The sequence below is a fragment of the Mangrovimonas sp. ST2L15 genome, from assembly GCF_001280515.1.
Lineage (GTDB): Bacteria > Bacteroidota > Bacteroidia > Flavobacteriales > Flavobacteriaceae > Mangrovimonas > Mangrovimonas futianensis.
Genome location: NZ_LBIQ01000030.1, coordinates 534,149 through 560,712 on the forward strand (window position 1 = coordinate 534,149; position 26,564 = coordinate 560,712).

The following is a 26,564-nucleotide window of genomic DNA, read 5'->3' on the forward strand; positions in this document are numbered from 1 at the left end:
AGACAAAAAACAAATAAGCTATGGAGCAAACTTGGCGTTGGTATGGTCCTAAAGACCCCGTATCATTATCAGATATAAAACAAGCTGGGGCTACAGGTATTGTGTCAGCATTGCATCATATTCCTAATGGAAGTATATGGGATATTGATGAAATTATGAAGCGAAAAAAGGACATTGAGAAATATGGTCTTACTTGGAGTGTTGTAGAGAGTATTCCAGTTCATGAGGAGATAAAAACCCGTTCTGGGAATTTTAAAAAATACATTGAAAACTATAAAAAAAGTATTGTAAATCTAGCCCAATGTGGAATTCAAATTGTGTGCTACAACTTTATGCCCGTTTTGGACTGGACTAGAACAGATTTAAATTTTACAGTTGAAGATGGTTCACAAGCTTTACGATTTGATGCAACAGCATTTGCAGCGTTTGAATTGTATTTGCTCAAACGACCTGGAGCAGAAGAAATATATTCGGAAGAACAAAAATCGAAGGCAAAAGCATACTTAGAGGGTTGTTCTGAGTCAGAAAAAACAAAATTAATAAGCAATATTATTGCTGGATTACCTGGTGCTGAAGAAGGTTATTCGATAGAACAATTTCAAAAGGTACTAGATTCCTATTCGCAAGTTGATGCTGACACTTTAAGGAAGAATCTCATTTTGTTTTTAAAAGAAATCATCCCGATCGCAGAAGCCAATAAAGTTTTGATGTGTATCCATCCAGACGATCCACCATATCCTATTTTAGGTTTACCCAGGGTTGTGAGTACTGAAGAAGATTATGCATATCTTTTTTCAGAAGTCCCCCAATTATCCAATGGGATGACATTTTGTACAGGATCTTTAGGTGTTAGAGCTGATAATGACTTATTGAATATATTCAAGCGATTTGCCGATAGAATCCATTTTTTACATTTAAGAAGTACTAAACGGGATGCGGAAGGAAACTTTTATGAAGCCAACCATCTAGAAGGAGATGTGGATATGTTCGGGATTGTTAAGGAGGTCGTTTTGGAAGAAAAAAGAAGAAATCAAGAAGGTAGAGATGACCACCAAATCCCCATGCGTCCAGATCATGGTCACCAAATGCTTGACGATTTGAATAAAAAAACAAATCCAGGCTATTCAGGAATTGGTAGATTAAGAGGACTGGCTGAATTGAGGGGATTGGAGATGGGAATCTCAAAAAGCCTTATCTAGACAAAAACCTGAACTATCTTAACTCTTAGTTGTTCTCAAATAAGAATAGCTAGGGGTTTATTTTTATATATGGGTTTTCATTAGCTTTGAGGGAGAGTATTAAATGGAGTTTATTGACTCCAAATTTTGAAGCTGTAAAATTGTGTTTTTAAAAGCCAATTACATATATAAAAACAAGTTTAAAATTGCGGTTATTTTAGGACTGATAGTGGCCTACGCCTTTTGTCTGCCAACAACCTTGTTCAAAGAACCCACCTCTACTGTTATTACAAGTAAAGAAGGCATTTTGATGGGAGCCAAGATTGCCTCAGATGGACAATGGCGATTTCCAGCAAGTGATTCGGTTTCAAACAAATTTAAGACTTGTATCCTTCAGTTTGAGGATGAATATTTTTATAATCATCCGGGGTTTAATCCCATTTCGATAATCAAGGCTTTAAAGGAAAACCTTTCAAATGGTGAAATAAAAAGGGGCGGGAGTACGATTACGCAACAAGTAATAAGGCTTTCACGAAAGGGACAGCCTAGAACCTATTTTGAAAAGGTAAAGGAACTCATTTTGGCAACGCGGCTGGAGTTGAGGTGTTCCAAGGACGATATACTATCTATGTATTCTAGCAATGCCCCTTTTGGAGGGAACGTAGTAGGATTGGAAGCGGCTTCATGGAGGTATTTCCATAGAAATTCATCTGATCTATCGTGGGCTGAGAGTGCAACTTTGGCTGTGTTGCCAAATGCTCCAAGTCTCATATATCCAGGCAAGAATCAAACCCAGCTATTGAAAAAACGAAATGCGTTACTAAGAAAGCTGAAAGAAGAGAATGTCATTGATGAAATTACTTATGAATTGGCTGTAGCCGAAGAACTCCCACAAAAACCATTTGCGCTTCCTCAAAAAGCACCTCATTTATTGCAAAAAATGGCATTGGAACAAACAGGGAAACGGTTGGTTACTAGTTTGAATTATGCTTTACAGAATCAAGTTAATCGAATAGTAAAAAACCACTACAATCAAATACGGCAGAATGAAATCTATAATGCTGGCGTTTTGGTTTTGGATGTCCATACAAGAAAAGTGTTATGTTATGTTGGGAATACACCAACCGATAAAGCGCATCAAAAAGATGTAGATGTTATTGATAAGCCAAGAAGCACAGGAAGTGTTTTGAAACCGTTCCTCTTTTCTGCCATGTTGGATTCTGGTGAGCTTCTGTCCCAATCTTTGGTGGCCGATATTCCAACCCAGTTTGGAAGTTATGTGCCAGAAAACTTCAATAAGGAGTTTGATGGTGCCGTACCAGCTAATCAGGCACTTTCTAGATCATTGAATGTGCCATCCGTTAGGATGCTCAAGGAATTTGGTTTGGAAAAATTTTATCGCACTTTGAATATGTTGCATTTGAAGGATTTAAAATACGGTCCCGACCATTATGGGTTGTCCCTTATTTTAGGAGGATCTGAAAGCAATTTATGGGATTTATGTAAAAGCTATGCAGCCTTATCTTCAACAGTGAATCATTATACCGAAACTTCTAGTGAATATTATTCCAAAGAATTCTGCGAACCCATTTTTTTTCAAAATCAGGAAGTTGATTTTGGTTATTTAAGTTCGTCAAAAACCTTATTTGATGCGGGATCGATTTATTTGACTTTAGAAAGTCTCAAGGAAGTTAATCGGCCTGTGGGAAATGAGAATTGGGAGTTTTATGACGACTCCAAACAAATTGCGTGGAAAACAGGAACCAGTTTTGGATTTAGGGATGCATGGGCTATTGGGACAACCAAAGATTATGTGGTAGGGGTTTGGGTTGGTAATGCAGATGGTGAGGGACGACCAGGTTTGGTGGGTATCCAAGCTGCTGCTCCCATATTGTTTGATGTATTTGATTTGTTGCCTCAAAGCACGTGGTTCTCCATTCCTTATGATGAACTCCAGGAGGTTGAAATTTGTGAGCAAAGTGGTTTTAGGGCTTCTCCAAATTGTGAAACGGTCAATAAGGAATGGGTGCAAATCTCAGGATTGAAAACAAAGCCTTGTCCATATCACGTGTTGGTTCATTTGGATCAAGAAGAACGATTTCAAGTGAATAGTTCTTGTGAATTTTTAGGAGATATAAAGTCTAAACCCTGGTTTGTATTGCCTCCTTTAATGGCCTATTATTACAAAAGGAAAAATCCGTTTTACAAAGAGTTACCCAAATTGAGAGAAGACTGTGTGGGAGAGTCCAAACCATCTATGGCTTTTATTTATCCAAAAGCAAACAACCAGATTTTTCTTCCGAAGGATTTTGATGGTCAAACAAATGAACTTATTTTAAAAATTAGTCATTCCCAACCAGAATTCCGGGTGTTTTGGTATTTGGACAATCAATTTATTGGTCAAACCAAAGACATTCATGAATTGGCAGTTTTACCTTCATTTGGCAAACACACTATTACGGTTATAGATGAAATGGGATCTGAAATATCTAGAGTCATTCAGATTTCGAAGTAGGTAATTTGGGAATACTAAAAAAGAGGTCTATTTAGTTCAGATTCTAGAATATAAAGGCATTATTTTTAATTTTTTAAAGCATCAAGAAATTGGCTTTACAATTATCTTTGTCATATAAATTTTTGCGTTTGTGTCTAGTATAATCCTCCTCTTTTTATGTCTTTTTTTAGGGTTTATTTTTAAAAAGACCCAAATATTTCCCAAGGAGACGGTGGTGGTTCTAAATAAGTTTGTCATTTATATTTCGATCCCAGCGATGGCCTTATATTATTTGCCAAAAATTGAGATGTCTCCAAAGTTGCTTTTCCCAGTTGGAGTCGCTTGGTTAGGGTTTTTAATTTCTTTTCTTTTGTTTTCATCTTTAGGAAAATGGTTAGGTTGGTCCAAAAGTTTAACAGGATGTATGATCTTAATGTCAGGATTAGCAAATACATCTTTTGTTGGGATTCCGGTTATTGAAGCTTTATATGGTAAAGAGGGCTTAGAAACTTTGGTACTGGTTGATTTACCAGGAACTTTTATTATGTTGTCTACGGCGGGAGTTACTGTGGCAGCTATGTATTCTCGAGGAAGTACGAGCTTAAAGCAAATAACAAGACGTATTCTAAGATTTCCTCCCTTTATGGCATTTTCTTTTGGAGTGCTATTGATCTTATTGCAGTTAGAGGTTCCTGAGGTAGTCGACTCTGTTTTTGAAAAATTATCTATGACCATTTCCCCTTTGGCTTTGGTTTCAGTTGGATATCAATTGAATTTGGAACGAAGAAGCAAGCACTGGGGATTTCTTATAATGGGGTTAAGTTACCAACTGATATTGTGGCCTTTAATAATTTTTATTTTATACAAAAGTGTTTTTAATCAATCTGGAGTAAATATTAATGTTTGTGTATTGGAAGCTGGAATGGCGCCTATGATTACTGCAGCTATTGTTTCCACAGCCTACGGACTCAAGCCGAAACTCAGCAACATGATGGTTAGTATAGGTATTCCTGCATCCTTTTTAACTTTGGGTATATGGTATGTTATTCTTTCTATCTAATCCATCTGTATTCTTTTTCACCTCGTTATTTTTAGTTTTGACCTATTTATTTTTTCATTTGGGTAGCGGCATATTAGTTTTATCACTTAAACAAACATTATGAAAAAACTTATGATTGCGTGTATTTTGGCCGGAAGCTTCAGTCACGCTATTTTTTCTCAAGACCCATATCTACAGGAGCATGGAGAAAAAAAGGTGCTTTTGATACCTGATGAAGAGTATAAGCTGATTAAAGATGAATTGGATCTTACTAAAAAACAAAAAAAAGAACTGAAGGTTGTATATGAGGATCGTCAAGAAAACTATAATTCATTGAAAGAAGTTTATTTGGAGAAAATGGATAGTTTGCCTCAGAAAGAAAGAAAAGAAAAAACAGGTTTTCAGGGACATGAAGGTAGAAGGCCCCAGTTTGATGGAGGAGGGGGGCAACCACCGGGTGGTGGTAAAGGTGGGCCAGGAGGTCCTCCGCCAGGACGACGTGAAAGGCCAAAGAATGATGATGAATCTACTAAGGCATTTCCCGTTTTTGATGAACATACTGGAGATTTACTTTATGATGAAGACATGCACAATAAGAACGAATTTTTCAAGGCTAGAGTAAAGAATATTCTTACTGAGGAACAATACAAGCAATGGGAAGAGATGACTCAATTTTCTCCTCCACCAAAACCAGATGACTTTCAAGAAGAAATAAATGATTAATGATTATAATAATTTTTTAGTAGAAGTCTAAAACCTTAGATAATACTAATTACTCCTATAGAAAGCATCTTTGAGAATGTCAAGATTCTTAAGGGCTTTATTCTAGAAATAATAAGACAATATAATCCCATATAATAGCAATTGGAAACACATAAAAAGGATTGATGACGGATAATTGGAATCATTGAATTAACAATTCACATAATTGAAAATAAGGTGAAAATTGGACGAAGGTATTTCAAGATCTTGTCATCTCAAAGGGAAACCTTTGGCCGCCCACCAAGGATGGATTTCTATAGTCAACCTTCCCGATTTAACCATAGGATCTAGATTCGCCAAACTATCTGCCATTTTCAAAGTTGGAACATTGTAAATAGTAATTCCTCTTATATCTCCATCATCTCCAAAAGGACCGGAGATGTCGGCATAACCTTTTTCATACATTCGTGTTAAGTGGGCTAAATGTTCTTCTTGTAACTTTTTTGCCTCTTCCTCATTTTGTGACCTAATCGGTCCTCTTTTAAGGAAAGCAATAAAATACTGTTGCATTAAAATGGTGTCTTGAGTTTTTGGATCTACATAGTCAAAGATCTGGAAGCCTTTGTCTGTGAGTTCCTGTTTTATTTTAAGAGGGGACTTTGGTTTCTCTACCTCGGTAACATCAGTAGCGACCGAATCAATAGGAGCTTCGATAGCTTCTTCAATTTCTAAGGTTTCATTTTTAGGCTCTTTACAATTGAAGGATATCAAAATCAAAAGCGTAAGGATTAAGATGTTTTTTAGTGTTTCCATGTGTTATAAGGATTTTTGCTCAGTTGGGAATTGTAATAATTTGTTTCTCCAGTAACTTCTTTTCCTAACCAATCAGGTCTCTCAAAAGATTCTGTGGTTGACTCTAATTCTATTTCTGCAATGATGAGACCTTTATTGTCTCCATAAAATTCATCTACTTCATAGGTGTGATTTCCAATTGGAATTTCAAACCGGGTCTTTTCAATTATTCCGGGTTCACATAACTTCAAAAGTTCTTTTGCCTCATCAACCTTTATATTTTTCTCCCATTCAAATCGAGAGAGGCCATCTTCCGTTGACTTTCCCTTAACCGTTAAAAAGGCTTGATCTCCTGAAATGCGTACTCTTACGGTTCTTTCGGGAGTGGAATTAAGAAAGCCTTGTACCAAATAGGTTTTCTTTTGAGCTTCTTGTTTGAAAGCTTTTGAAGAGACTAAAAATTTGCGTTCTATTTCAACCATATTGGATGTGATATCGTCATTTAAAAATAGCATAAATTTGTGTTATGGACCAAGATATACCTATTCGGAAAATAATTCATGTGGATATGGATGCTTTTTATGCTTCGGTTGAACAAATGGATCAACCAGAATTGAAAGGTAAACCGATTGCGGTAGGCGGAAGTAGTAAACGAGGAGTTGTAAGTGCTGCAAGCTATGAAGCTAGGAAATTTGGTGTGAGAAGTGCCATGAGTGGGATTCAGGCCAAACGGCTATGCCCTGAGTTGATTTTTGTAAAGCCAAGATTTGAGAGGTATCACGAGATTTCTAAACAAATTCGGAAAATTTTTATGGATTATACCGATAAGGTAGAGCCCTTGTCTTTGGATGAAGCGTACTTGGATGTAACTGAGAATAAAAAAGGACATCCTAGTGCAACCATGGTTGCCAAGGAAATAAGAGATAGAATCCTTGAGGAAGTGGGATTGACGGCATCTGCGGGCATTTCCATCAATAAATTTATTGCAAAAGTAGCCAGTGATTTTAATAAACCCAACGGTCAAAAAACTGTCAATCCTGAGGAGGTTTTGGATTTCCTTGAGGCTTTGGATATCAAAAAATTTTATGGAGTGGGCAAGGTTACAGCCGAAAAAATGTATCAGTTAGGCATCTTTACGGGCAAAGATTTAAAAAATAAGTCACTGGAGTATCTTGAAGAACATTTTGGCAAGTCGGGTAAGTATTATTTTTACGTTGTTAGGGGTATTCATACTAGTGAAGTGAAGCCTAATAGGATAAGGAAATCCTTGGCAGCCGAACGGACTTTTAGCGAGAACCTTTCCTCTGAGGTTTTTATGCTAAAGAAGCTGGATCATATTGTCGATGAGGTGTCCAGGAGACTTCAAAAAAGTAACGTGTCTGGAAAAACGATTACTTTGAAGATTAAATACAGTGATTTTTCGCTTCAAACACGCAGTAAAACTTTGCCTTATTTTGTTCAGGATAAGAGTTTAATTCTTGAAACAGCCAAAGAGCTGCTATACCAAGATAGATTGCAAAATTCGGTGAGGTTATTGGGGATTTCACTGTCCAATTTAAATACTGAAAAACAAAAAACGCCAACAGAACCAAATTCTGTTAGCGTTCAATTGCGTTTTGAGTTTTAGATTTTATTTTGAAATTTCTCTAATACGTAATGTATTAGTCATTCCTTTCTCTTGAATAGGCATAGAAGCTAAACTAATTACCATGTCACCTTTTTTCACATATCCTTTTTTCTTGGCTATTAAGTTGACATCTTGAATAGTCTTATCTGTTGAAACCATTTTGTCATAATAAAAGGCATTAACACCCCATAAAAGACTTAATTGTGTCAAAATATGTTTGTTTGAAGTGTACACCAAAATATGAGATTTTGGTCTCCAAGCAGAAATTTGAAACGCGGTATAACCACTATTGGTCAAAGTGGTAATAGCTTTTGCATTAATTTCATTGGCCATCAAAGCTGCATGGTAACAAACAGATTTAGTAATATATCGTTTGGTTTTGATGTGTGGTGGTGATTGCGGTACCTGAATCAAAGCTGAGTCTTCAACACTTTTTATGATGTTAGACATGGTTTTGATAACCTGAACAGGATATTGTCCAACCGAAGTTTCTCCTGAGAGCATTACGGCGTCAGCCCCATCCATAACCGAGTTGGCAACATCATTTACTTCAGCTCTTGTAGGAGTCAAGCTTGAAATCATGGTTTCCATCATTTGGGTCGCAATGATTACAGGAATTCTTGCTTGTTTAGCTCTTAACACCAATTTTTTCTGAACCAAAGGCACTTCTTGAGCTGGAATTTCAACTCCTAAGTCCCCTCTTGCTACCATAAGACCATCGCAATAGGCTACAATTTTATCAATATTTTCAACAGCTTCTGGCTTTTCAATTTTTGCCACAATAGGAATTTTTTCACTACTGTGTTCTTTAATTAAGTCTTGAAGCTGAATTAAGTCTTCTGCATGTCTTACAAATGAAAGAGCAATCCAATCTACCTTTTGTTTGATAGCAAAAATGGCATCTTCTATATCTTTTTCAGTTAAGGCAGGTTGCGATATTTTGGTATTTGGTAGGTTAACACCTTTTTTAGACTTTAAAGGTCCTCCTTGAATAACACGGGCTTTAACTTCTGATTCCCCATCTGTAGAAACCACCTCAAAAATCAATTTCCCATCATCCAACAGGATTTTTTCACCGGGTTTGGCGTCTTGAGGGAAATTTTTATACGTCATGTAAACTCGCTCTTTGGTGCCTTCAAAGCGCTCACCGGTAGCAAAGATGATTTCATCTCCTTCTTTGACAAAGACATCACCTTTCATCACACCAACTCTCAATTTAGGACCTTGCAGGTCACCTAAAATAGCAGCATTATATTCGTATTCTTCATTGAGTTCACGAATCATTTTAATGCGCTCTTCAACATCTTTATAATCGGCATGGGAAAAGTTAATTCTAAAAACGTTAACGCCTTCATCTAACATGCCTTTAAGAACTTCTTTACTACTTGTAGCAGGACCTAAAGTCGCAACTATTTTGGTTTTTTTCTGTTGTAACATTAATTAAAAATTAAGTTGTCTTTTGATTTGATTAGGTTGGGTTCAATTTTATACGCCGTTGAAATTTGGGATATTTCCTGAATTCGGTTTACGATGCGTTTATCAACTTGAAATTGGTGGAAATCGTCGCAAATTTTAAGGAAATAGTTTACATTTTTAAATTCTGGCATCAAATAAAATGTTTTGGTTATTTTTTTGTCATCACCAAATAATGTTGAACCATCATTTTTAGTATCAGAGAGTTCTACTTTACAAATGTTTGATACCACATTCCAGATGGTCATTTGAGAAGGATTCTCCCATTCAAACAATGAAAATCTTGCATTGTTTTTAAAATCTACATCCTCTCGTTTTCTTACTAAACGAAGGTTTAATGCCTTGTTTAGCAGGTAAACCAAGCGGTAATCTTCAATAGAGGTATGAATGCCAATTAAGGTATACTCTATCTCATCGAAAAAATCATCAAGGTTTAGCTTACGTATTGCCATACAACCAAAATTCGGTGTAAATATAGCACTTCTAACCGTTATTTTTGTAAACGGAACTTTAATCTTCCCAAGTATTTTCTACGAAAACGTTGTAGGGTCAGTTGTTTAGAAAGATTTGGATATTTGTTTCTGAAAGACAAAAAAGGCGCGTTTGGATGCTTTCTCTTCTGCTTTCTTTTTTGAAGTAGCCCTAGCTTTAGAGACGACCTTGTTGTTAATGGAGAGTTTCACTGAAAAATGCTTCATCTCATCATTGCCAGTATCTTCATAAACATCATAATTGAAGGTTTTCTTTTCCTTTTGACACCACTCAATTAAAAGGCTCTTGTAACTAATGACCTTACCTTCAAGTTTTTCAATGTCAACATAAGGGATGATGACTTTTTTATAGATGAATTTTTCGCAGTATTTATAACCCCTATCTAGGAAAATGGCACCAATAAGTGCTTCAAATAAATTGCCATAAATATTGTCGCCAAACTGTCCTTTAGGAATTTTACTCTCTACCAAGGAAATTAAATTAAGCTCTTTGCCCAATTCGTTAAGATGTTCTCGGCTTACAACCTTAGAACGCATTTTAGTCAAATAGCCTTCGTCTCCTCCAGGAACTTCTAAATATAAGTGGGAGGCGATCACAGCGCTCAACATGGCATCACCCAAAAATTCCAAACGCTCATAGTTAATAGGATTTCCCTTATCGTCCTTGATATTCATGGATCGATGCGTGAAGGCTGTCTTAAAATATTTTAAGTTTTTTGGTTTGAATCCTAAAATATTACGAATAGAAATAAAAAAATTCCCGCCACTGTTGGAACGGGAATTTAATATGTTTCGAATGTTTTTCACTCGCTATTTTAATCAAGTTTCTTGAACAATACGCAGGCGTTATGACCACCAAAGCCAAAGGTATTGCTCATGGCTACTTTAACGTTTCTTTCTTGTGCTTTATTTAATGTTAAATTAAGTTCAGGATCAATATTTTCATCTACAACTTGATGGTTGATGGTTGGAGGAACCAAATTGTGTTCCATAGCCATAATAGAGGCAATGGCTTCAATGGCTCCTGCAGCACCTAACAGGTGTCCTGTCATGGATTTTGTAGAATTGATATTAATGTTTTTGGCATGGTCTCCAAATACTTCCTTAATGGCTTTCAATTCAGCTACATCCCCTAGAGGGGTAGAAGTTCCGTGGGTGTTGATATGATCAACATCCTCAGGTTTTAGACCTGCATTTTCCAAACAATTTTTCATTACCGCAACAACTCCAATACCGTCTGGGTGAGGTGCTGTCATATGATAAGCGTCTGAGGATAATCCTCCTCCTACAACCTCGGCATATATTTTTGCTCCTCTCGCCTTGGCATGTTCATATTCTTCAAGAATGATTGCTCCAGCTCCTTCACCTAAGACAAATCCATCTCTGGTTGCATCAAAAGGACGTGAAGCCGTTTCTGGGCTTTCATTTCTTGTAGATAATGCATGCATTGCGTTGAATCCGCCCATACCAGCAATGGTAACAGCAGCTTCACTACCTCCGGTAACAACCACATCACAGTGGCCCAATCGAATGTAGTTTAATGCATCAATCATGGCATTTGCAGAAGAAGCACAGGCTGAAACCGTCGTATAATTAGGTCCCATAAATCCATTTTTAATGGAAATATTACCCGGTGCAATATCTGCAATCATTTTAGGTATAAAGAATGGATTGAATCTCGGAGTACCATCTCCCGCTGCAAAGTTTAAAACTTCATCTTGAAATGTTTCCAATCCTCCTATTCCTGCTCCCCAAATAACACCAACCCTCAATTTATTGATTTTGTCCAAGTCCAAATTCGCATCTGCAATGGCTTCATCAGAAGCGACCATCGCATATTGCGTAAACTTGTCCATTTTCCGAGCTTCTTTGCGGTCAATAAAATCGGTAACGTTAAAGTTTTTTACTTCACAAGCGAATTTGGTCTTGAACTTTTCAGTGTCAAAATAGGTAATAGAAGCCGCTCCACTTTTCCCATTTTTCAGGCCTTCCCAATATTCATCCTTGGTATTTCCTATAGGGGTAAGTGCTCCTAAACCGGTGACTACAACTCGCCTTATTTCCATAAAAAATAACTTATTTTGCGCCTTCTATGTATGAGATAGCTTGACCTACTGTTGCAATGTTTTCAGCTTGATCATCAGGAATTTGAATATCGAATTCTTTTTCGAACTCCATGATTAATTCCACAGTGTCTAATGAATCTGCTCCTAAATCGTTAGTGAAGCTTGCTTCAGGAACTACTTCGTTTTCATCTACACCTAATTTGTCTACGATAATCGCTTTTACTCTTGATGCAATGTCTGACATAATCTTTTAATTTTAAGTTTTAATTAGGACGCAAAAATAAAAAACTTTATTTTAAAACATACCTTTGGGTTAAAAATGTGATTCTAAATTTACTAAAATAACCAATAAGTATTTCGGTTTTTGCATTCTATTTGTAATTATTTATTCTTTTTTTTGCTGAGTAACAACTGTCATAACAATAAATGAAACGAATTGTAATCTTTGCCTCTGGTAGTGGGTCTAATGCCGAAAATTTAATTACTTTTTTCCAAGAGAGAGAAGATGCTTCTGTGGTTTTGGTTTTAACTAATAATCCACAAGCCAAGGTGCTTGATAGGTGTAAAAGGTTGAAGGTTAGTGCTTTGTCTTTTAATCGTATAGCGCTAGTGGAAACCAATGATGTTTTGGGGCTTTTGAAGAATGCTAAACCAGATTTAGTTGTTTTGGCTGGATTTTTATGGAAATTCCCTGAAAACTTGTTGCATGCCTTCCCAAACAAAGTGATTAACGTGCACCCTGCTTTACTGCCAAAATTTGGGGGTAAAGGTATGTATGGTATGCATGTACATGAAGCTGTGGTGGCTAATAAAGAAAAAGAAACCGGGATTACCATTCATTACGTGAATGAGCACTATGATGAGGGAGCTATTATTTTTCAAGCCTCATGTCAAGTTGAGTCTACAGATACGGCCGAAGATGTGGCTGCCAAAATTCATGAGTTGGAAATGGAGCACTTTCCAAAAGTTGTTGCAAAGCTGTTGAATGAGTAAGAAAAAGAAAAAATACTATACCGTTTGGAAAGGGAAGCATACTGGTGTTTTTGAATCTTGGGAGGATTGTAAGGCTCAAATTAAAGATTTTCCGGGTGCCATCTACAAGTCCTTTGGTTCCTTTGAGGCTGCTAAAAAGGCTTTAAAGGGGAACTACAAAGATTATGTTGGGAAACAAAAGACCTTTGTTAGTCTATTGACAGACGACCAATTAAAGAAAATTGGTTTACCCAATACAAATTCCATATCAGTCGACGCGGCTTCAAGTGGTAATCCAGGAAAGATGGAATATCAAGGTGTAGATACACAAACCAAGAAACGTATTTTTCATCAAGGCCCATTTGCTGAAGGCACCAATAATATAGGTGAGTTCTTGGCCATTGTACATGGCTTGGCGTTATTGAAGAAAAAAAATAGTGATAAAATCATCTATACGGATTCCAGAACGGCATTAAGTTGGGTAAAAAAGAAAACCTGTAATACAAAATTGGAACGTTCTGAAAAGAACAAAGACCTATTTGAACTAGTAGATCGAGCTGTTAGTTGGTTGAAAAACAACACTTATCATACGGTGATAGTCAAATGGGAAACGAAAGCTTGGGGTGAAATTCCAGCGGACTTTGGAAGAAAATAGCATTCGTATATTCAAGCTTAAAACACTATATTTGCACCAAAATTCTGAAACCTCCTTATGGGTAAATTAGTGATTGTAGGAACAGTAGCTTTTGATGCTATTGAAACGCCTTTCGGTAAAACTGATAAAATTCTTGGTGGTGCCGCCACATTTATAGGACTGGCTGCTTCTCAATTTGAGGTAGATTCGGCTGTGGTATCTGTGGTTGGTGGGGACTTTCCAAATGAATATTTAGAGCTTTTAGAAAGTAAGAATATGGATATTTCTGGAGTTGAGGTAGTGCCTCATGGCAAAACATTCTTTTGGAGTGGTCGCTATCACAACGATATGAATTCCCGAGATACGCTTGCAACAGAATTAAATGTGCTGGCTGATTTTAAACCAGTTGTTCCAGAAAATTTTAAAGATGCCGATTATGTGATGTTAGGAAATTTACATCCAAACGTCCAATTAGGTGTTTTAGAACAAATGGAAAAGAAACCCAAATTGGTGGTTTTGGATACCATGAATTTTTGGATGGATAACACATGGGATGAACTAATGGAGGTGATTAAAAAAGTGGATGTTATCACCATTAACGATGAAGAGGCTAGACAATTAACTGGAGAGCATTCTCTTAAAGTGGCGGCTAGAAAAATTCAGGAAATGGGGCCTACCTATGTGGTTATTAAAAAAGGGGAACACGGCGCTTTATTGTTTAATGGAGGCAATGCTTTCTTTGCTCCAGCCTTACCGTTAGAAGAAGTTTTTGATCCAACTGGTGCAGGGGATACATTTGCAGGTGGATTTATAGGCTATTTGGCGAGTGTAGATAATGTGACATTTGAAAGCATGAAAAATGCGATTATTTATGGATCAACTTTGGCCTCATTCTGTGTGGAGAAATTTGGAACCGAAAGGATGAAACACCTGTCAGCCAATGAGGTAAGGAAACGCCTGCAGGAGTTTAAAAAATTAACACAATTCGAAATTGAATTAACATAAATTAGCGCGCTCAAAACTGAGCGCGTTTTTAATTAAGAACAACAACACAACAAACAGGAAATGAGTGACGCTATAAAACACGAATGCGGGATTGCACAACTTAGGCTTTTAAAGCCACTTGAATTCTATAAAGAGAAATACGGAAGTGCTTTTTATGGAGTAAATAAGATGTACTTAATGATGGAGAAGCAGCACAACCGAGGTCAAGATGGTGCTGGTTTTGCAAGTATTAAGTTAGATACCAAACCTGGTGAAAGATATATCAGTCGCGTTAGGTCTATTGCGCAACAGCCCATTCAAGATATTTTTGATCAAATTAACCAAAGGATCAATAAGGAGCTGACAGAACATCCTGAATATGCTGATAATGTAGAGCTTCAAAAAAAGCACATTCCATATGTAGGAGAAGTGTATTTGGGTCACGTTCGCTATGGTACGTTTGGTAAAAATAGCGTGGAGAGTGTACACCCATTTTTAAGACAAAACAATTGGATGCATAGAAATTTAATTGTTGCTGGTAACTTCAATATGACCAATGTAAATGAGTTGTTTGATAATTTGATTCGTTTGGGTCAACATCCTAAGGAAAAGGCAGATACCATAACCATTATGGAGAAAATAGGTCATTTTCTTGATGATGCAGTTGCTAAGCTTTACAAAAAGTTAAAAAAAGAAGGTTACAGTAAAAATGAATGTTCGCCATTGATTGCAGAACGTTTAAATGTTGCCAAAATCTTGCGAAAAGCTGCCAAAAACTGGGATGGTGGTTACGCCATGGCTGGGTTGTTGGGTCATGGAGATTCATTTGTTTTGAGAGATCCAGCGGGAATTAGACCAACCTATTACTATAAGGATGATGAAATTGTCATTGTAGCTTCAGAAAGACCTGTTATTCAAACGGTATTTAATGTGAACTATGACGATGTTAAGGAATTAGAGCCAGGGCATGCGATTATAACTAAAACTACAGGAGAGGTTTCGATTAAAAAGATTTTGGAGCCACTACCAAGAAAAGCATGTTCCTTTGAACGTATCTATTTCTCTCGTGGAAGTGATGCCGAAATTTATCAAGAGAGAAAAACTTTAGGTAAAAAGTTAATTCCTAAAGTGCTGAAAGCTGTAAATCACGATACGGATAACACCGTGTTTTCATATATTCCAAATACAGCAGAAACATCCTTTTTTGGGATGATAGAATCTGTTGATCAGTATTTGAGTGAGCGAAAAACAAAGGCTATTATTGCTGGAGATGGAAAATTAACAGAGCAGGAAGTAATAGATATTTTATCTCAAAAACCGAGAATTGAAAAAATTGCTATTAAGGATGTGAAGTTAAGAACTTTTATTACAGAAGATAGTAGTCGTGATGATTTGGTGGCACACGTTTATGATGTTACCTATGGTGTTGTCAAGAAGGATGATAATCTGGTTATTATTGATGATAGTATTGTTAGGGGAACTACCTTGAAAAAGAGTATCATTAAAATGTTGGATCGATTGAACCCGAAAAAAATAGTGGTAGTTTCATCTGCTCCACAAATCAGGTATCCAGATTGTTATGGTATTGATATGGCTAGACTTGAAGATTTAATTGCCTTTAGAGCTATGTTGGAATTATTGAAGGAAAACGATAAATATCATATGGTGGAGGAAGTTTATCGCAAGTGTTTAGCGCAAGTAGAGCTTGAAGATAAGGATGTTAGAAACTTTGTAAAAGACTTATATAGCCAATTTACTGCAGAGCAAATTTCAGATAAAATATCTGAGCTTATTTCTGATGAAACTGTAAATGCGGAGGTTGAAACTATTTTCCAATCGATAGAAGATTTGCATGAAGCATGTCCTAAAAATTTGGGAGATTGGTATTTTACTGGGAATTATCCAACACCAGGTGGAAATCGCGTGGTGAATAGAGCTTTTATTAATTTCTTTGAAGGAAATAGGGAGAGAGCATATTAACCATAAAATTTGATATATACGGTTCGTCCTATAAATCAGTCTTTTAATCTAATATATGTGCATTTCGTCTATTATTTATTTCGAAATGAGAAAATCCATCTAATTTAGTAAGACCATAACATAAGTAGGTTAAGTTCATGGTAGATTTGGGGCAAAAAAAGGTGAACACTTGTTCGCCTTTTTTTATGCCCTTTCTTATTTCAAGTCCTTCAAAAACCCAATTTTATCCTTTTTTAATGCTTCTTGTCTAATTTTTAGGCTGTTGGACTATTTTATTTTATGATTTCATTGCTTTCGAAGTTCTTTGAACTACCATAACATAAGTAGGTTAAGTTTATGGTAGATTTGGGGCAAAAAGGTGAGCACTTGTGTTCACCTTTTTATTTTATATAATTTGTTGCAAGTCAATCTTTTTTAATCTGTATTTCCTGATTTTCTAACTTTTAACAGATTTTAAAACCGTTTATCTATTTTCTATTATCATTTGATTTCTTTCCTTTTATATTTGAACCACCATAACATAAGTAGGTTAAGTTTATGGTAGATTTGGGGCAAAAAAGGTGAACACTTGTGTTCGCCTTTTTTATTTTCTAGAAATAAAAAAAGCAGTCCATTTGGACTGCTTTTTTTATCATGTGAGTTATGCTTAGAAATTATTTTGCTTCAGCATAGCGTCTTTCAACTTCATTCCAATTAATTACCTTGAAAAAAGCTTCAATGTAATCTGGTCTTCTGTTTTGGTAATTTAAGTAATAGGCGTGTTCCCAAACATCAAGACCTAAAATTGGAGTTCCAGTACAACCAACACCTGGCATTAAAGGATTATCTTGATTTGGTGTAGAGCAAACTTCAACTTTTCCTCCCTCATGAACACATAACCAAGCCCATCCAGACCCAAATTGTCCTGCCGCTGCTTTACTAAAGGCATCCTTGAAAACTTCAAAAGACCCAAATTCAGCTTCAATAGCATCTTTAAGTTCTCCTGATAAACGACCTTTATCTTCAGGGTTCATAACTTCCCAGAAAAGACTGTGGTTATAAAAACCACCACCGTTATTTCTAACAGCTTTGTTGTCCATATCCAAATTGATAAGGATGTTTTCGATGGTTTTTCCTTCTAAATCTGTTCCTTGAATTGCATCATTTAATTTACTTGTATAACCTTGATGGTGTTTTGTATGATGAATTTCCATGGTACGAGCATCGATATGTGGTTCCAATGCATCATACGCATATTTTAGTTTCGGTAATTCGAAAGCCATAATATATTGTTTTAAAGTTTATAAAAAATTTCCCTCAAATTTACGGATAAATGCGTTCAATTAAAAATAATATATCCTTATGAAATCATTGATACTTCTTATCTTGTGTTAAATTTTTATTAATGACGTCAAGCTCTCCTTTTCTGATTTACAGTGCTTCTGCAGGAAGTGGCAAAACTTATACTCTAGTTAAAGAATATCTCAAAGTGCTTTTGAAGCGTGATAATCTAGATCACTTCAAGCATATTCTAGCTATCACTTTTACAAATAAGGCTGCTGGAGAGATGAAATCGAGAATATTGGAAAAATTAAAGGTTTTTTCAAATTCGGTGGTTGATGGTCAATTAGATTCCATGTTGCTCGATATATCTAATGAGATTGATCTGGATCAAGTCTTAATTCAAGAGAAGTCGGCACAACTTTTAAAATATATAGTTTACAATTACTCGGCTTTCAATGTTTCTACTATTGATGGGTTTACCCATAAATTAATAAGAACCTTTTCTCATGACCTAAAGGTTCCTATGGATTTTGAAGTGGAAATGGATGTTGACCAATTGTTGGGAGAGGCCGTGGATGCATTAATTGCTAAGGCTGGAATTGATAAGAGCCTTACTCCTGTTTTAGTGGATTTTGCTATTGAAAAGGCAGATGAGGATAAAAGCTGGAATATAGCTTATGACCTGAATAAAATAGCTAAATTACTTCTCGGAGAATCAGATTTAGAACATGTTGAAAAACTTAAAGGTAAAAATCCTGAAGACTTTAAAATCCTAAAACAGTTTTTAAAGGAGAAAATTGAAAGGACAAAGGAGGAACTCATTGGGTTGGCAAATAAAACCCTTGAATTCATTGCGTCCTGTGGCTTGGAACCAAGTCACTTTTATAGCAGTTACTACCCTAAACTGCTGGAAAAGGTTTCGGAGGGAAATTTTGAGGTCAATTTTGAAGTCCAATGGATCAATAAGTTTTTGATCGGAGAGCAGTTGTATACTGCAAAGCAAGCACCTGAAATTTGTTCTATAATTGACAGCATTCATTCAGAATTGGCTAGAGTCTTAATGCAGATAAAGCAGCTTATATTTCAACTGGAGTTTTATCGTGTTTTTTATAAAAATATTACACCACTTTCTGTGCTTCATGCCATCAACAATGAATTGAAATTGCTGAAGGAAGATCAAAATAAACTGTTGATTTCAGAATTTAATAATTTAATTAGTAAAGAGATTAAGGATCAGCCTACGCCATTTATTTATGAACGGTTGGGAGAAAAATTCAGTCATTTTTTTATTGATGAGTTTCAAGACACATCTGTGAAACAATGGGATAATTTACAACCATTATTAAGCAATCCATTAGATAATAGAATTGGGTCAGTACTGTTGGTTGGTGATGCCAAACAGGCTATTTACAGATGGCGTGGTGGAAAAGCAGAGCAATTTCTTGATCTGGCCAATTCAGAAAGAGACTCTCCATTTCAAGCTGAAAAAAATATTGCTAATCTTCCGGCCAATTTTAGGAGTCATCAAACCATAGTAGAATTTAATAATGGGTTATTCGATTTCCTAGCAAAAGGTTTTTTTGATCATTCAGATTATTCAAACCTTTATACTTCAGCAAAACAAGAGGTAAAGTCGCTTGATCAAGGATTTGTATCATTGGAATTTTTGGAACTTCAAGACGAGGACAGCAGAGAGGAGGCTTATTGCATCAAAACACTAGATATAATTTTGGCTAACCAAAAAAAGGGATTTGAGTTTGGTGAGATCTGTGTTCTTGTAAGGAAGAATAAAGAAGGGATAGCCATTGCAGATTATTTGAATGATCAAGGCATTCCTGTTATATCTTCTGAGTCTTTGTTGCTTATTAACTCTCCGGAAGTTTCATTTGTTATTGATTTTTTAACCTGGATGGTGCAACAAGACAATAAAGAAGCTCAGGTAGATTGGTTATATTATCTGTCTCAGCAAATACAACCTGATGCTCCCCATCAATTCATTCAAAAATTTATTAATGAAAGTGCTGAAGACCTATTTGAAAAACTTCAAGCATTAGGTTTTGATTTGGATTATAGTACCGTGATGGAATGGCCACTTTTTGAAATGACTGAAGATATCATTCGGTGTTTCAAGCTGAATAGGACATCTAATGCATATTTGCAGTATTTTCTGGATGTTGTTTTTGAATTTTCAGAAAGCAAGAGCTCTGACTTGCCTTCATTTTTGGAATATTTTGAAGAGAAAAAGGATAAGCTAAGTATCGTGACACCGGTAGATCAAAATGCAGTTCAAATCATGACGATTCATAAATCTAAAGGCTTGGAATTTCCTGTTGTGATTTTCCCATTTGCCGATTTAGAAATCTACCGAGAGCAAGATCCTAAGGAGTGGTATCCTTTAGATACGAATACATTCTTTGGGTTCGAGGAGGGGCTTCTCAGTTTTAATACGAGTATGAAGGAATTTGGTGATGTAGGGGAAGCAATTTATACACGACATCGCGCAGAGCAACAATTGGACAATATTAATTTGTTATATGTTGCTTTAACCAGAGCTGAAGAACAGTTATATGTCATATCAAAGCAAACAAAGGTTAAAAGCATGGTTGATGATTTGAAATCCTATGCAGACATCTTTGTTAAATATTTAGAACACCTCAACGAGTGGGGTGAGGGGAAGTTAGTTTATACATTTGGTACTTCAGAAAGGATTGTAAAAAGTAAGTCTGAATTACCAAAGAAAGTGAAAGCGTTAGAATTTATTTCAGTTTCAAGAAAGGACCACCAATTGGAAATTTCAACCAAATCAGGAATGCTTTGGGATTCTAATCAGGAGAAAGCACTAGAGAAAGGTAATTTGGTTCATAAGTTACTTGCTAATATAAGAACCATTGATGATTTAGATTTTGTATTTGCTGAATTCAATGAAATGGTTTTGAGCGATTTTGAAAAGGAAGAATTGCTGACCCAATTGCGCAAAATTATTTTCCATCCCCAGCTTCAAAAATACTTTGAAGGAGAATCTATAAAAATCAATGAACGGGATATCCTTTCTACCTCAGGAGCTATTTATAGACCCGACAGGTTGGTTATTGACGGTCAAAGAAATGCCACTATTATTGACTATAAAACAGGTAAGGCCCTGAAAAAACATGACCAACAATTACTAAGCTATGAAAAGGCGTTGGGTGAGATGGGAATAAAAACCGTAAAGAAAATACTTGTTTACATAAATGAAGAATTTGAAATAAAAGAGTTTTAACTTTACAACCAAATCAATCTAATTTAAATCATGTACGGAAAGATTAAGGAATATTTACAGCAAGAATTGCAAACAATTAAGGACAATGGCCTTTTTAAAGAAGAGCGCATTATTACCTCGGCTCAAGGGGCTGAAATTATCTTGAATACGGGCGAAAAGGTTTTAAATTTTTGTGCAAATAATTATTTGGGACTTTCCAATCATCCTGATGTGGTTCAAGCGGCTAAGGACGTTATGGATACACATGGATTTGGAATGTCATCTGTTAGGTTCATATGTGGTACCCAAGATATTCATAAGGAATTAGAATCGAAAATTGCCTCTTTCTACGGTACAGAGGACACTATTTTATATGCTGCAGCTTTTGATGCCAATGGAGGTGTTTTTGAACCATTATTAGGTCCAGAAGATGCGATTATTTCAGATTCTCTAAATCATGCGTCCATCATTGATGGGGTTCGGTTATGTAAAGCCGCAAGATATCGTTATGAAAATAGTAATATGGAAGATTTGGAAAGCCAGTTGCAAGCAGCTAATGAAAATGGTGCTCGGTTTAAAATCATAGTGACTGATGGTGTGTTTTCCATGGACGGATTGGTTGCGCCCTTAGATCAGATTTGTGATTTGGCTGATAAGTATGATGCCATGGTAATGATAGATGAATGTCACGCTGCTGGGTTTATTGGAAAAACTGGAAGAGGAACCTTAGAGGAAAAGGGCGTCTTAGATCGCATTGATATTATTACGGGGACCCTTGGTAAAGCCTTAGGTGGTGCTATGGGGGGATATACCACAGGTAAAAAGGAAATTATTGAAATGTTACGTCAACGATCAAGGCCTTATCTTTTTTCAAACTCTTTGGCACCGGCTATTGTAGGTGCTTCTATTGAGGTGTTTGATATGTTGGAAAATGATACAGCCCTAAGGGACAAGTTGGAGTGGAATACAAATTACTTCAAAGAAGGAATGAAAAAAGCTGGATTTGATGTCATAGACGGGGATTCTGCTATTGTGCCTATTATGCTATATGATGCCAAGCTATCTCAAACTATGGCTAATTTATTATTAGAAGAAGGAATTTATGTTATTGGGTTCTTCTTTCCCGTAGTGCCAAGGGATAAAGCAAGAATTCGAGTACAACTTTCAGCAGGCCATGAAAAGGCTCATTTAGACAAGGCTATAGCCGCTTTTGTGAAAGTTGGAAAAACGCTTGAAATTATATAATCAAATTTAGACAAATGTGAGTATTCATGGGTTAATATTCAATATTTTTCTATATTTGTCTTTGTTAATAATATTTAACAACTTACATTTGCTTACAATTAACACTTAAAAATTAAATTTTTGAATATGAAAAATCTTAGCAGATTACTGTTTGCAATGTTGCTAGTTTTGAGCTATAGCAGCATGAATGCACAAGATGAAAACAATCCATGGGCAATTGGTATTGGAGTGAACGCTGTTGACTTTTACCCAGTAGGTGAGGATGCTCCTCGTGGTGGTATGTTTGATGAGTATTTCAACGTAGGAGACCACTGGAATATTTTACCTTCACTATCAAGCTTATCCATTGCAAGATATATAGATGCTGGTTTCAGTGTTGGAGTAACTGGATCTATCAATAGAATAGACAAATGGGGAGATATGGAAGTAGACGATCTTTCTTACTATGGTGTTGATGGTACTATCAAGTACAGCTTCGGATCGCACATTGGATCTTCAGTTTTTGATCCTTACCTTGGTGTTGGTGGGGGTTACACTTGGGTAGATGAAATCGGTGCAGGAACTGTGAATGGAACTTTAGGTTTCAACGTATGGTTTACTGAAAACATCGGTTTAACTGTTCAAAGTGCATACAAACATGCTTTCGAAGATTATTTAGATACACACTTCCAACACACTGCTGGCATTACTTTCAAATTTGGAGGTAAAGATACTGACGGTGACGGAATCTATGACAAGGATGATGCTTGTCCAGAAGTACCAGGTTTACCAGAATTCAATGGTTGTCCTGATACTGACGGTGACGGAATCGAAGATTCTAAAGATGACTGTCCAAACGAAGCTGGTACAGCTGAGTTCAACGGATGTCCTGATACTGATGGTGACGGAATCGCTGATAAAGACGATGATTGTCCTTCTGTAGCTGGATTGAAATCTCTTAACGGATGTCCAGATTCTGACGGTGACGGTGTTGCTGATAAGGATGATGAGTGTCCAAACGAGGCAGGTCCTGCTGCAAATAAAGGATGTCCTTGGCCAGATACTGACGGTGATGGTGTTCCAGATAAAGATGACTTATGTCCAGAGAAAGTAGGTACTGTAGCTAACAACGGTTGTCCAGAAGTAACTGAAGCAGTTCAAAAAGCATTGAATGCTTACGCTAAAACAATCTTGTTTGACACTGGTAAATCAACTATTAAAGCTCAGTCTGAAAAAGTATTAGGAGATATCATTGCAATCTTGAAAGAGTATCCAAACGCGAAATTCAACATTGAAGGTCACACTGATAGTGTTGGTAGCGAAAGCTCAAACCAAAAATTATCTCAAGAAAGAGCTAGTTCTGTAATGACTTACTTAATCGAAAACGGAGTAGCTTCAAGCAGATTAACTCACGAAGGATTTGGAGAGTCTAAACCAATTGACACTAACAAAACTAGAGCTGGTAGAGCAAACAACAGAAGAGTTGAAATCAACTTAGTGAAATAAGTAATATTCAATAAATTATTTGAAAAACGCCTCGAGAAATCGGGGCGTTTTTTATTTTTAGGATATGACAACATTCATCAAGGAAGTCCTCTTAGATTTAAAGAAGAAACAAGTGGATTTCTCTCAACTAACTTTTATTCTCCCTAGTATTAGGGCAGGGGTCTTTCTAAAGCAGGAATTGGCTTCTATATTAGAGAATACTATTTTTTCACCTGAGGTAATTAGCATTGAAGAATTCACTCAAGAATTGTCGGGCTTAAAGCCATTATCAAATGTGGAATTGCTTTTTGAGTTTTATAACGTGTATAGTCAATTGACTGAGTCATCAATAAGGGATTCCTTTGAGGGTTTTTCTAAATGGGGCCAAATATTGTTGCAAGACTTTAATGAGGTGGATAGGTATTTAATCCCTGAAGAAGATATATTCAACTACATTAGTGCTATCCAGGATTTAAAAGTTTGGTATAAGGATGAATATGCCACCGATTTTATAAAGCAGTATAAGGCTTTTTGGGGTAAGTTACTGGATTACTATCAAACACTGAGAGAAAGTCTCTTAAATAGCGGCTATGGCTATCAAGGTCTTGTTTATAGGCAGGCCGTTTCAAACTTAGAGGATTATATACAGTCTTCAAAAAGAACACATGTTTTTATTGGTTTTAATGCGCTCAACCAAGCTGAGGAATCTATTTTCCAAGAACTTTTGCAAAATGAGATGGCAAGTGTCTATTGGGATATTGATAAAGTCTTTTTTGACAACAAGCTTAATGATACCGGTTTGTTTTGTAGGAAATATCGGTTTGACTGGCCTTACTATAAAAAGCATGCTTTTAATTGGGTCTCAAACTACTATTCTGAAAGGAAAGAAATAAATATTTACGGCGCTCCAAAAAGTATTTCCCAAGCTAAACAAATTGGAAATATTTTGAAGGCGGGAAATTTAGATATTACAAAAACAGCTGTTGTTTTAGCAGATGAAAAGTTTTTATTGCCAACATTAAATGCCCTTCCGAAGGACATCCAAACCTTAAATATTACCATGGGATTAAAACTGGAGTCCGTTCCCATGGCAAGTATGTTTGAGAAGCTATTTTATTTGCATAAACAAGGGAGGAGTACCATGTATTTTAAAGATGTTGAAAGCATCTTGGCACATCAGCATATTTGGCCTCTTTTTCAAACGGGAAATGAAAATTGGGCACAGAAAATAATTCAAGATATAAAACTTAATAATTTATCTTTCTTAACCATTGAGAAACTTAAAGAATTAGCTCCCTACCACCATAACATAATAGATGTTTTATTTTCAGATTGGAAGCATCGTTCTGAAATAGCTTTAGAGCGAATCGACCAACTTGTATTTTTAATTAAAAAACATTTGGAGGTTCAAAAGGAGGATCAAAAGTTGGCCTTAGAGTATTTGTATAAATTCCATGCTTTGTTCAATGACCTGAAGCATTTACAGCATCGCTTTGAACATCTTCAAACAATCAAAACACTTCATGAAGTTTATAAAAATTTGTTGGGGTCTGAAACTGTTGATTTTGTTGGAGAACCACTAAGCGGACTTCAAATTATGGGGATGCTTGAAACTCGGGTGTTAGATTTTGAAAATGTAATTATTGCCTCAGTGAATGAGGGTGTATTGCCAGCGGGGAAAAGCCAGAATTCATTTATTCCCTACGACGTCAAACTGACCTATGGTTTGCCAACTTATAAAGAGAAGGATGCTATTTATACGTATCACTTTTTTAGGTTGATTCAAAGGGCTAAAAAGATACATATTATTTACAATACGGAAGTGGACCATTTTGGAGGAGGGGAGAAGAGTAGACTTCTACGCCAAATGGAGTTGGAAGGTATTCATGAAATAGAAGAACAAATGGTGCTTCCTCATGTTCCGCCCATTCAAAAGGAATTAAAATCAATTCCTAAAGATCAGACTATTTTGCAAATACTTCAATCCTATGCATCAAATAATGGATTTTCACCTTCTTCACTGACGAGTTACATCAGAGATCCTTTTACGTTTTATAAACAACGGGTCTTAAAAGTGAAGGAATATGAAGAAGTTGAAGAAACTGTGGCCGCCAATACTTTGGGAACTGTTGTTCACAATACTTTGGAGGATTTTTACAGACCTTTTGTGGGATCGTTTTTAGAGGTTGAAAAACTAAAGGCGCTCAAACCTAAAATTGCTTCCATGGTAAAAAAGCACTTTGACGGTATCTATAAGATGGGTGATATTACCAAGGGTCAAAACTTAATTGTTTTTGAAATAGCAAAGCGTTACGTTTCCAATTTTTTGGATAGGGAAATACAGGAACTTCAAAATGGTAATACCATTAAATTATTGGCTGTTGAAGAAGACAATAAAATAGCCATCCAAATCCCAGAACTTGATTTCCCCGTCTTTATAAGTGGTAAGGTAGATCGTATAGATGAGTTTAATGGGATGACACGTATCATTGACTATAAATCAGGTAAGGTCGATCCTGGCCAAGTCGAGATAGTCAATTGGGAAGACCTTGTTACAGATTATGATAAATACAGTAAAAGCTTTCAGGTATTGACCTATGCATTAATGATACATGAAAAACAATTACGAACACTGCCATTTGAAGGGGGGATTATTTCTTTTAAAAACTTAAGTAAGGGTTTTATGAAGTTTGGAATCAAAGATAATCCAAGGTCAAGATCAAAAAATCAATTGATTACTCAAGAGGTTTTGAAGTCTTTTGAAGTAGAATTGAAAAAACTGATTATCGAGATTTTTGATTTGAACACCCCTTTCGTAGAGAAGTAATTAATCTTTCTTCCAAGATTATTAAAAAATACGTCAAATGACGTATTGTGCCAAGAAAGTGCTTTGTTGATATTTGAAGTATATGAATATCTTAT

General features: G+C 36.1%; 21 protein-coding genes. 13 read left to right on the forward strand and 8 right to left on the reverse strand.

Annotation, left to right across the window (positions count from 1 at the left end; genetic code table 11):
• Window positions 1-20 precede the first annotated feature (20 nt).
• The 4 genes from uxuA to ZA07_RS06280 all read left to right on the forward strand — a co-directional run bounded on the left by uxuA (window position 21) and on the right by ZA07_RS06280 (window position 5,434).
• A complete protein-coding gene (gene uxuA / locus ZA07_RS06265; RefSeq protein ID WP_053970864.1) occupies window positions 21-1,199 on the forward strand; it encodes a mannonate dehydratase in 1,179 nt (392 codons plus the stop codon).
• Window positions 1,200-1,341: 142 nt separating this feature from the next.
• Window positions 1,342-3,693: a penicillin-binding protein 1C gene (gene pbpC / locus ZA07_RS06270; protein ID WP_197276706.1), complete on the forward strand. Its 2,352-nt coding sequence runs from the start codon at window positions 1,342-1,344 to the stop codon at window positions 3,691-3,693.
• Window positions 3,694-3,823: 130 nt separating this feature from the next.
• Window positions 3,824-4,732 (forward strand): AEC family transporter, encoded by a 909-nt coding sequence (locus ZA07_RS06275; RefSeq protein WP_053970866.1) that lies wholly within the window; start codon window positions 3,824-3,826, stop codon window positions 4,730-4,732.
• Window positions 4,733-4,831: 99 nt separating this feature from the next.
• Window positions 4,832-5,434, forward strand: a complete 603-nt coding sequence (locus ZA07_RS06280) for a hypothetical protein (RefSeq protein ID WP_053970867.1) — start codon at window positions 4,832-4,834, stop codon at window positions 5,432-5,434.
• Between the two features lie 249 nt (window positions 5,435-5,683).
• On the opposite strand, the gene ZA07_RS06285 is transcribed toward ZA07_RS06280, so the two are convergent.
• On the reverse strand, window positions 5,684-6,226 hold the full coding sequence (locus tag ZA07_RS06285) for a YciI family protein (RefSeq protein WP_053970868.1): 543 nt from the start codon (window positions 6,224-6,226) through the stop codon (window positions 5,684-5,686).
• Complete coding sequence (locus tag ZA07_RS06290; protein ID WP_053972067.1) at window positions 6,214-6,687, reverse strand: CYTH domain-containing protein; 474 nt, start codon at window positions 6,685-6,687, stop codon at window positions 6,214-6,216. The genes ZA07_RS06285 and ZA07_RS06290 overlap by 13 nt, the downstream gene beginning before the upstream one ends.
• 44 nt (window positions 6,688-6,731) lie before the next feature.
• Here ZA07_RS06290 and dinB point away from each other — a divergent pair, with 44 nt between their 5' ends.
• On the forward strand, window positions 6,732-7,832 hold the full coding sequence (dinB, locus tag ZA07_RS06295) for a DNA polymerase IV (protein ID WP_053970869.1): 1,101 nt from the start codon (window positions 6,732-6,734) through the stop codon (window positions 7,830-7,832).
• Between the two features lie 3 nt (window positions 7,833-7,835).
• On the opposite strand, the gene pyk is transcribed toward dinB, so the two are convergent.
• From pyk to ZA07_RS06320, 5 genes are all read right to left on the reverse strand, one after another.
• A complete protein-coding gene (gene pyk, locus ZA07_RS06300) occupies window positions 7,836-9,269 on the reverse strand; it encodes a pyruvate kinase (RefSeq protein ID WP_053970870.1) in 1,434 nt (477 codons plus the stop codon).
• Entirely contained in the window at window positions 9,269-9,757 is a 489-nt protein-coding gene (locus ZA07_RS06305; RefSeq protein WP_053970871.1) for an IPExxxVDY family protein, read from the reverse strand. Before ZA07_RS06305 ends, pyk begins: the two co-directional genes overlap by 1 nt.
• Window positions 9,758-9,862: 105 nt before the next feature.
• Window positions 9,863-10,603 carry a ribonuclease III gene (gene rnc, locus ZA07_RS06310; RefSeq protein WP_053970872.1) on the reverse strand — a complete coding sequence of 247 codons (741 nt, stop codon included), beginning with the start codon at window positions 10,601-10,603 and terminating at the stop codon, window positions 9,863-9,865.
• 8 nt (window positions 10,604-10,611) lie between these two features.
• Window positions 10,612-11,862, reverse strand: a complete 1,251-nt coding sequence (gene fabF, locus ZA07_RS06315; protein WP_053970873.1) for a beta-ketoacyl-ACP synthase II — start codon at window positions 11,860-11,862, stop codon at window positions 10,612-10,614.
• A 10-nt stretch (window positions 11,863-11,872) separates the two neighbouring features.
• Window positions 11,873-12,106, reverse strand: a complete 234-nt coding sequence (locus tag ZA07_RS06320) for an acyl carrier protein (protein ID WP_053970874.1) — start codon at window positions 12,104-12,106, stop codon at window positions 11,873-11,875.
• Between the two features lie 182 nt (window positions 12,107-12,288).
• On the opposite strand from ZA07_RS06320, the gene purN reads away from it, so the two are divergent.
• From purN to ZA07_RS06340, 4 genes are read left to right on the forward strand one after another with little or no spacing between them, the layout of a single operon-like run.
• Entirely contained in the window at window positions 12,289-12,855 is a 567-nt protein-coding gene (gene purN, locus ZA07_RS06325) for a phosphoribosylglycinamide formyltransferase (protein ID WP_053970875.1), read from the forward strand.
• A complete protein-coding gene (locus ZA07_RS06330; protein WP_053970876.1) occupies window positions 12,848-13,489 on the forward strand; it encodes a viroplasmin family protein in 642 nt (213 codons plus the stop codon). Before purN ends, ZA07_RS06330 begins: the two co-directional genes overlap by 8 nt.
• A gap of 57 nt (window positions 13,490-13,546) precedes the next feature.
• A complete protein-coding gene (locus ZA07_RS06335) occupies window positions 13,547-14,473 on the forward strand; it encodes a PfkB family carbohydrate kinase (RefSeq protein ID WP_053970877.1) in 927 nt (308 codons plus the stop codon).
• A gap of 60 nt (window positions 14,474-14,533) precedes the next feature.
• Complete coding sequence (locus ZA07_RS06340) at window positions 14,534-16,432, forward strand: amidophosphoribosyltransferase (protein ID WP_053970878.1); 1,899 nt, start codon at window positions 14,534-14,536, stop codon at window positions 16,430-16,432.
• 653 nt (window positions 16,433-17,085) lie between these two features.
• On the opposite strand, the gene ZA07_RS06345 is transcribed toward ZA07_RS06340, so the two are convergent.
• Window positions 17,086-17,694, reverse strand: coding sequence for a superoxide dismutase (locus tag ZA07_RS06345; protein ID WP_053970879.1), 609 nt, complete (start codon window positions 17,692-17,694; stop codon window positions 17,086-17,088).
• A 122-nt stretch (window positions 17,695-17,816) separates the two neighbouring features.
• Here ZA07_RS06345 and ZA07_RS06350 point away from each other — a divergent pair, with 122 nt between their 5' ends.
• The 4 genes from ZA07_RS06350 (at window position 17,817) to ZA07_RS06365 (ending at window position 26,469) form a co-directional block, all read left to right on the forward strand.
• Window positions 17,817-20,954, forward strand: coding sequence for an exodeoxyribonuclease V subunit beta (locus tag ZA07_RS06350; RefSeq protein ID WP_053970880.1), 3,138 nt, complete (start codon window positions 17,817-17,819; stop codon window positions 20,952-20,954).
• A gap of 30 nt (window positions 20,955-20,984) precedes the next feature.
• Window positions 20,985-22,178 (forward strand): glycine C-acetyltransferase, encoded by a 1,194-nt coding sequence (gene kbl, locus ZA07_RS06355; RefSeq protein WP_053970881.1) that lies wholly within the window; start codon window positions 20,985-20,987, stop codon window positions 22,176-22,178.
• 126 nt (window positions 22,179-22,304) lie between these two features.
• Window positions 22,305-23,663, forward strand: coding sequence for an OmpA family protein (locus ZA07_RS06360; protein ID WP_053970882.1), 1,359 nt, complete (start codon window positions 22,305-22,307; stop codon window positions 23,661-23,663).
• 64 nt (window positions 23,664-23,727) lie between these two features.
• Complete coding sequence (locus tag ZA07_RS06365) at window positions 23,728-26,469, forward strand: PD-(D/E)XK nuclease family protein (protein WP_053970883.1); 2,742 nt, start codon at window positions 23,728-23,730, stop codon at window positions 26,467-26,469.
• The last annotated feature ends 95 nt before the right edge of the window (window positions 26,470-26,564 follow it).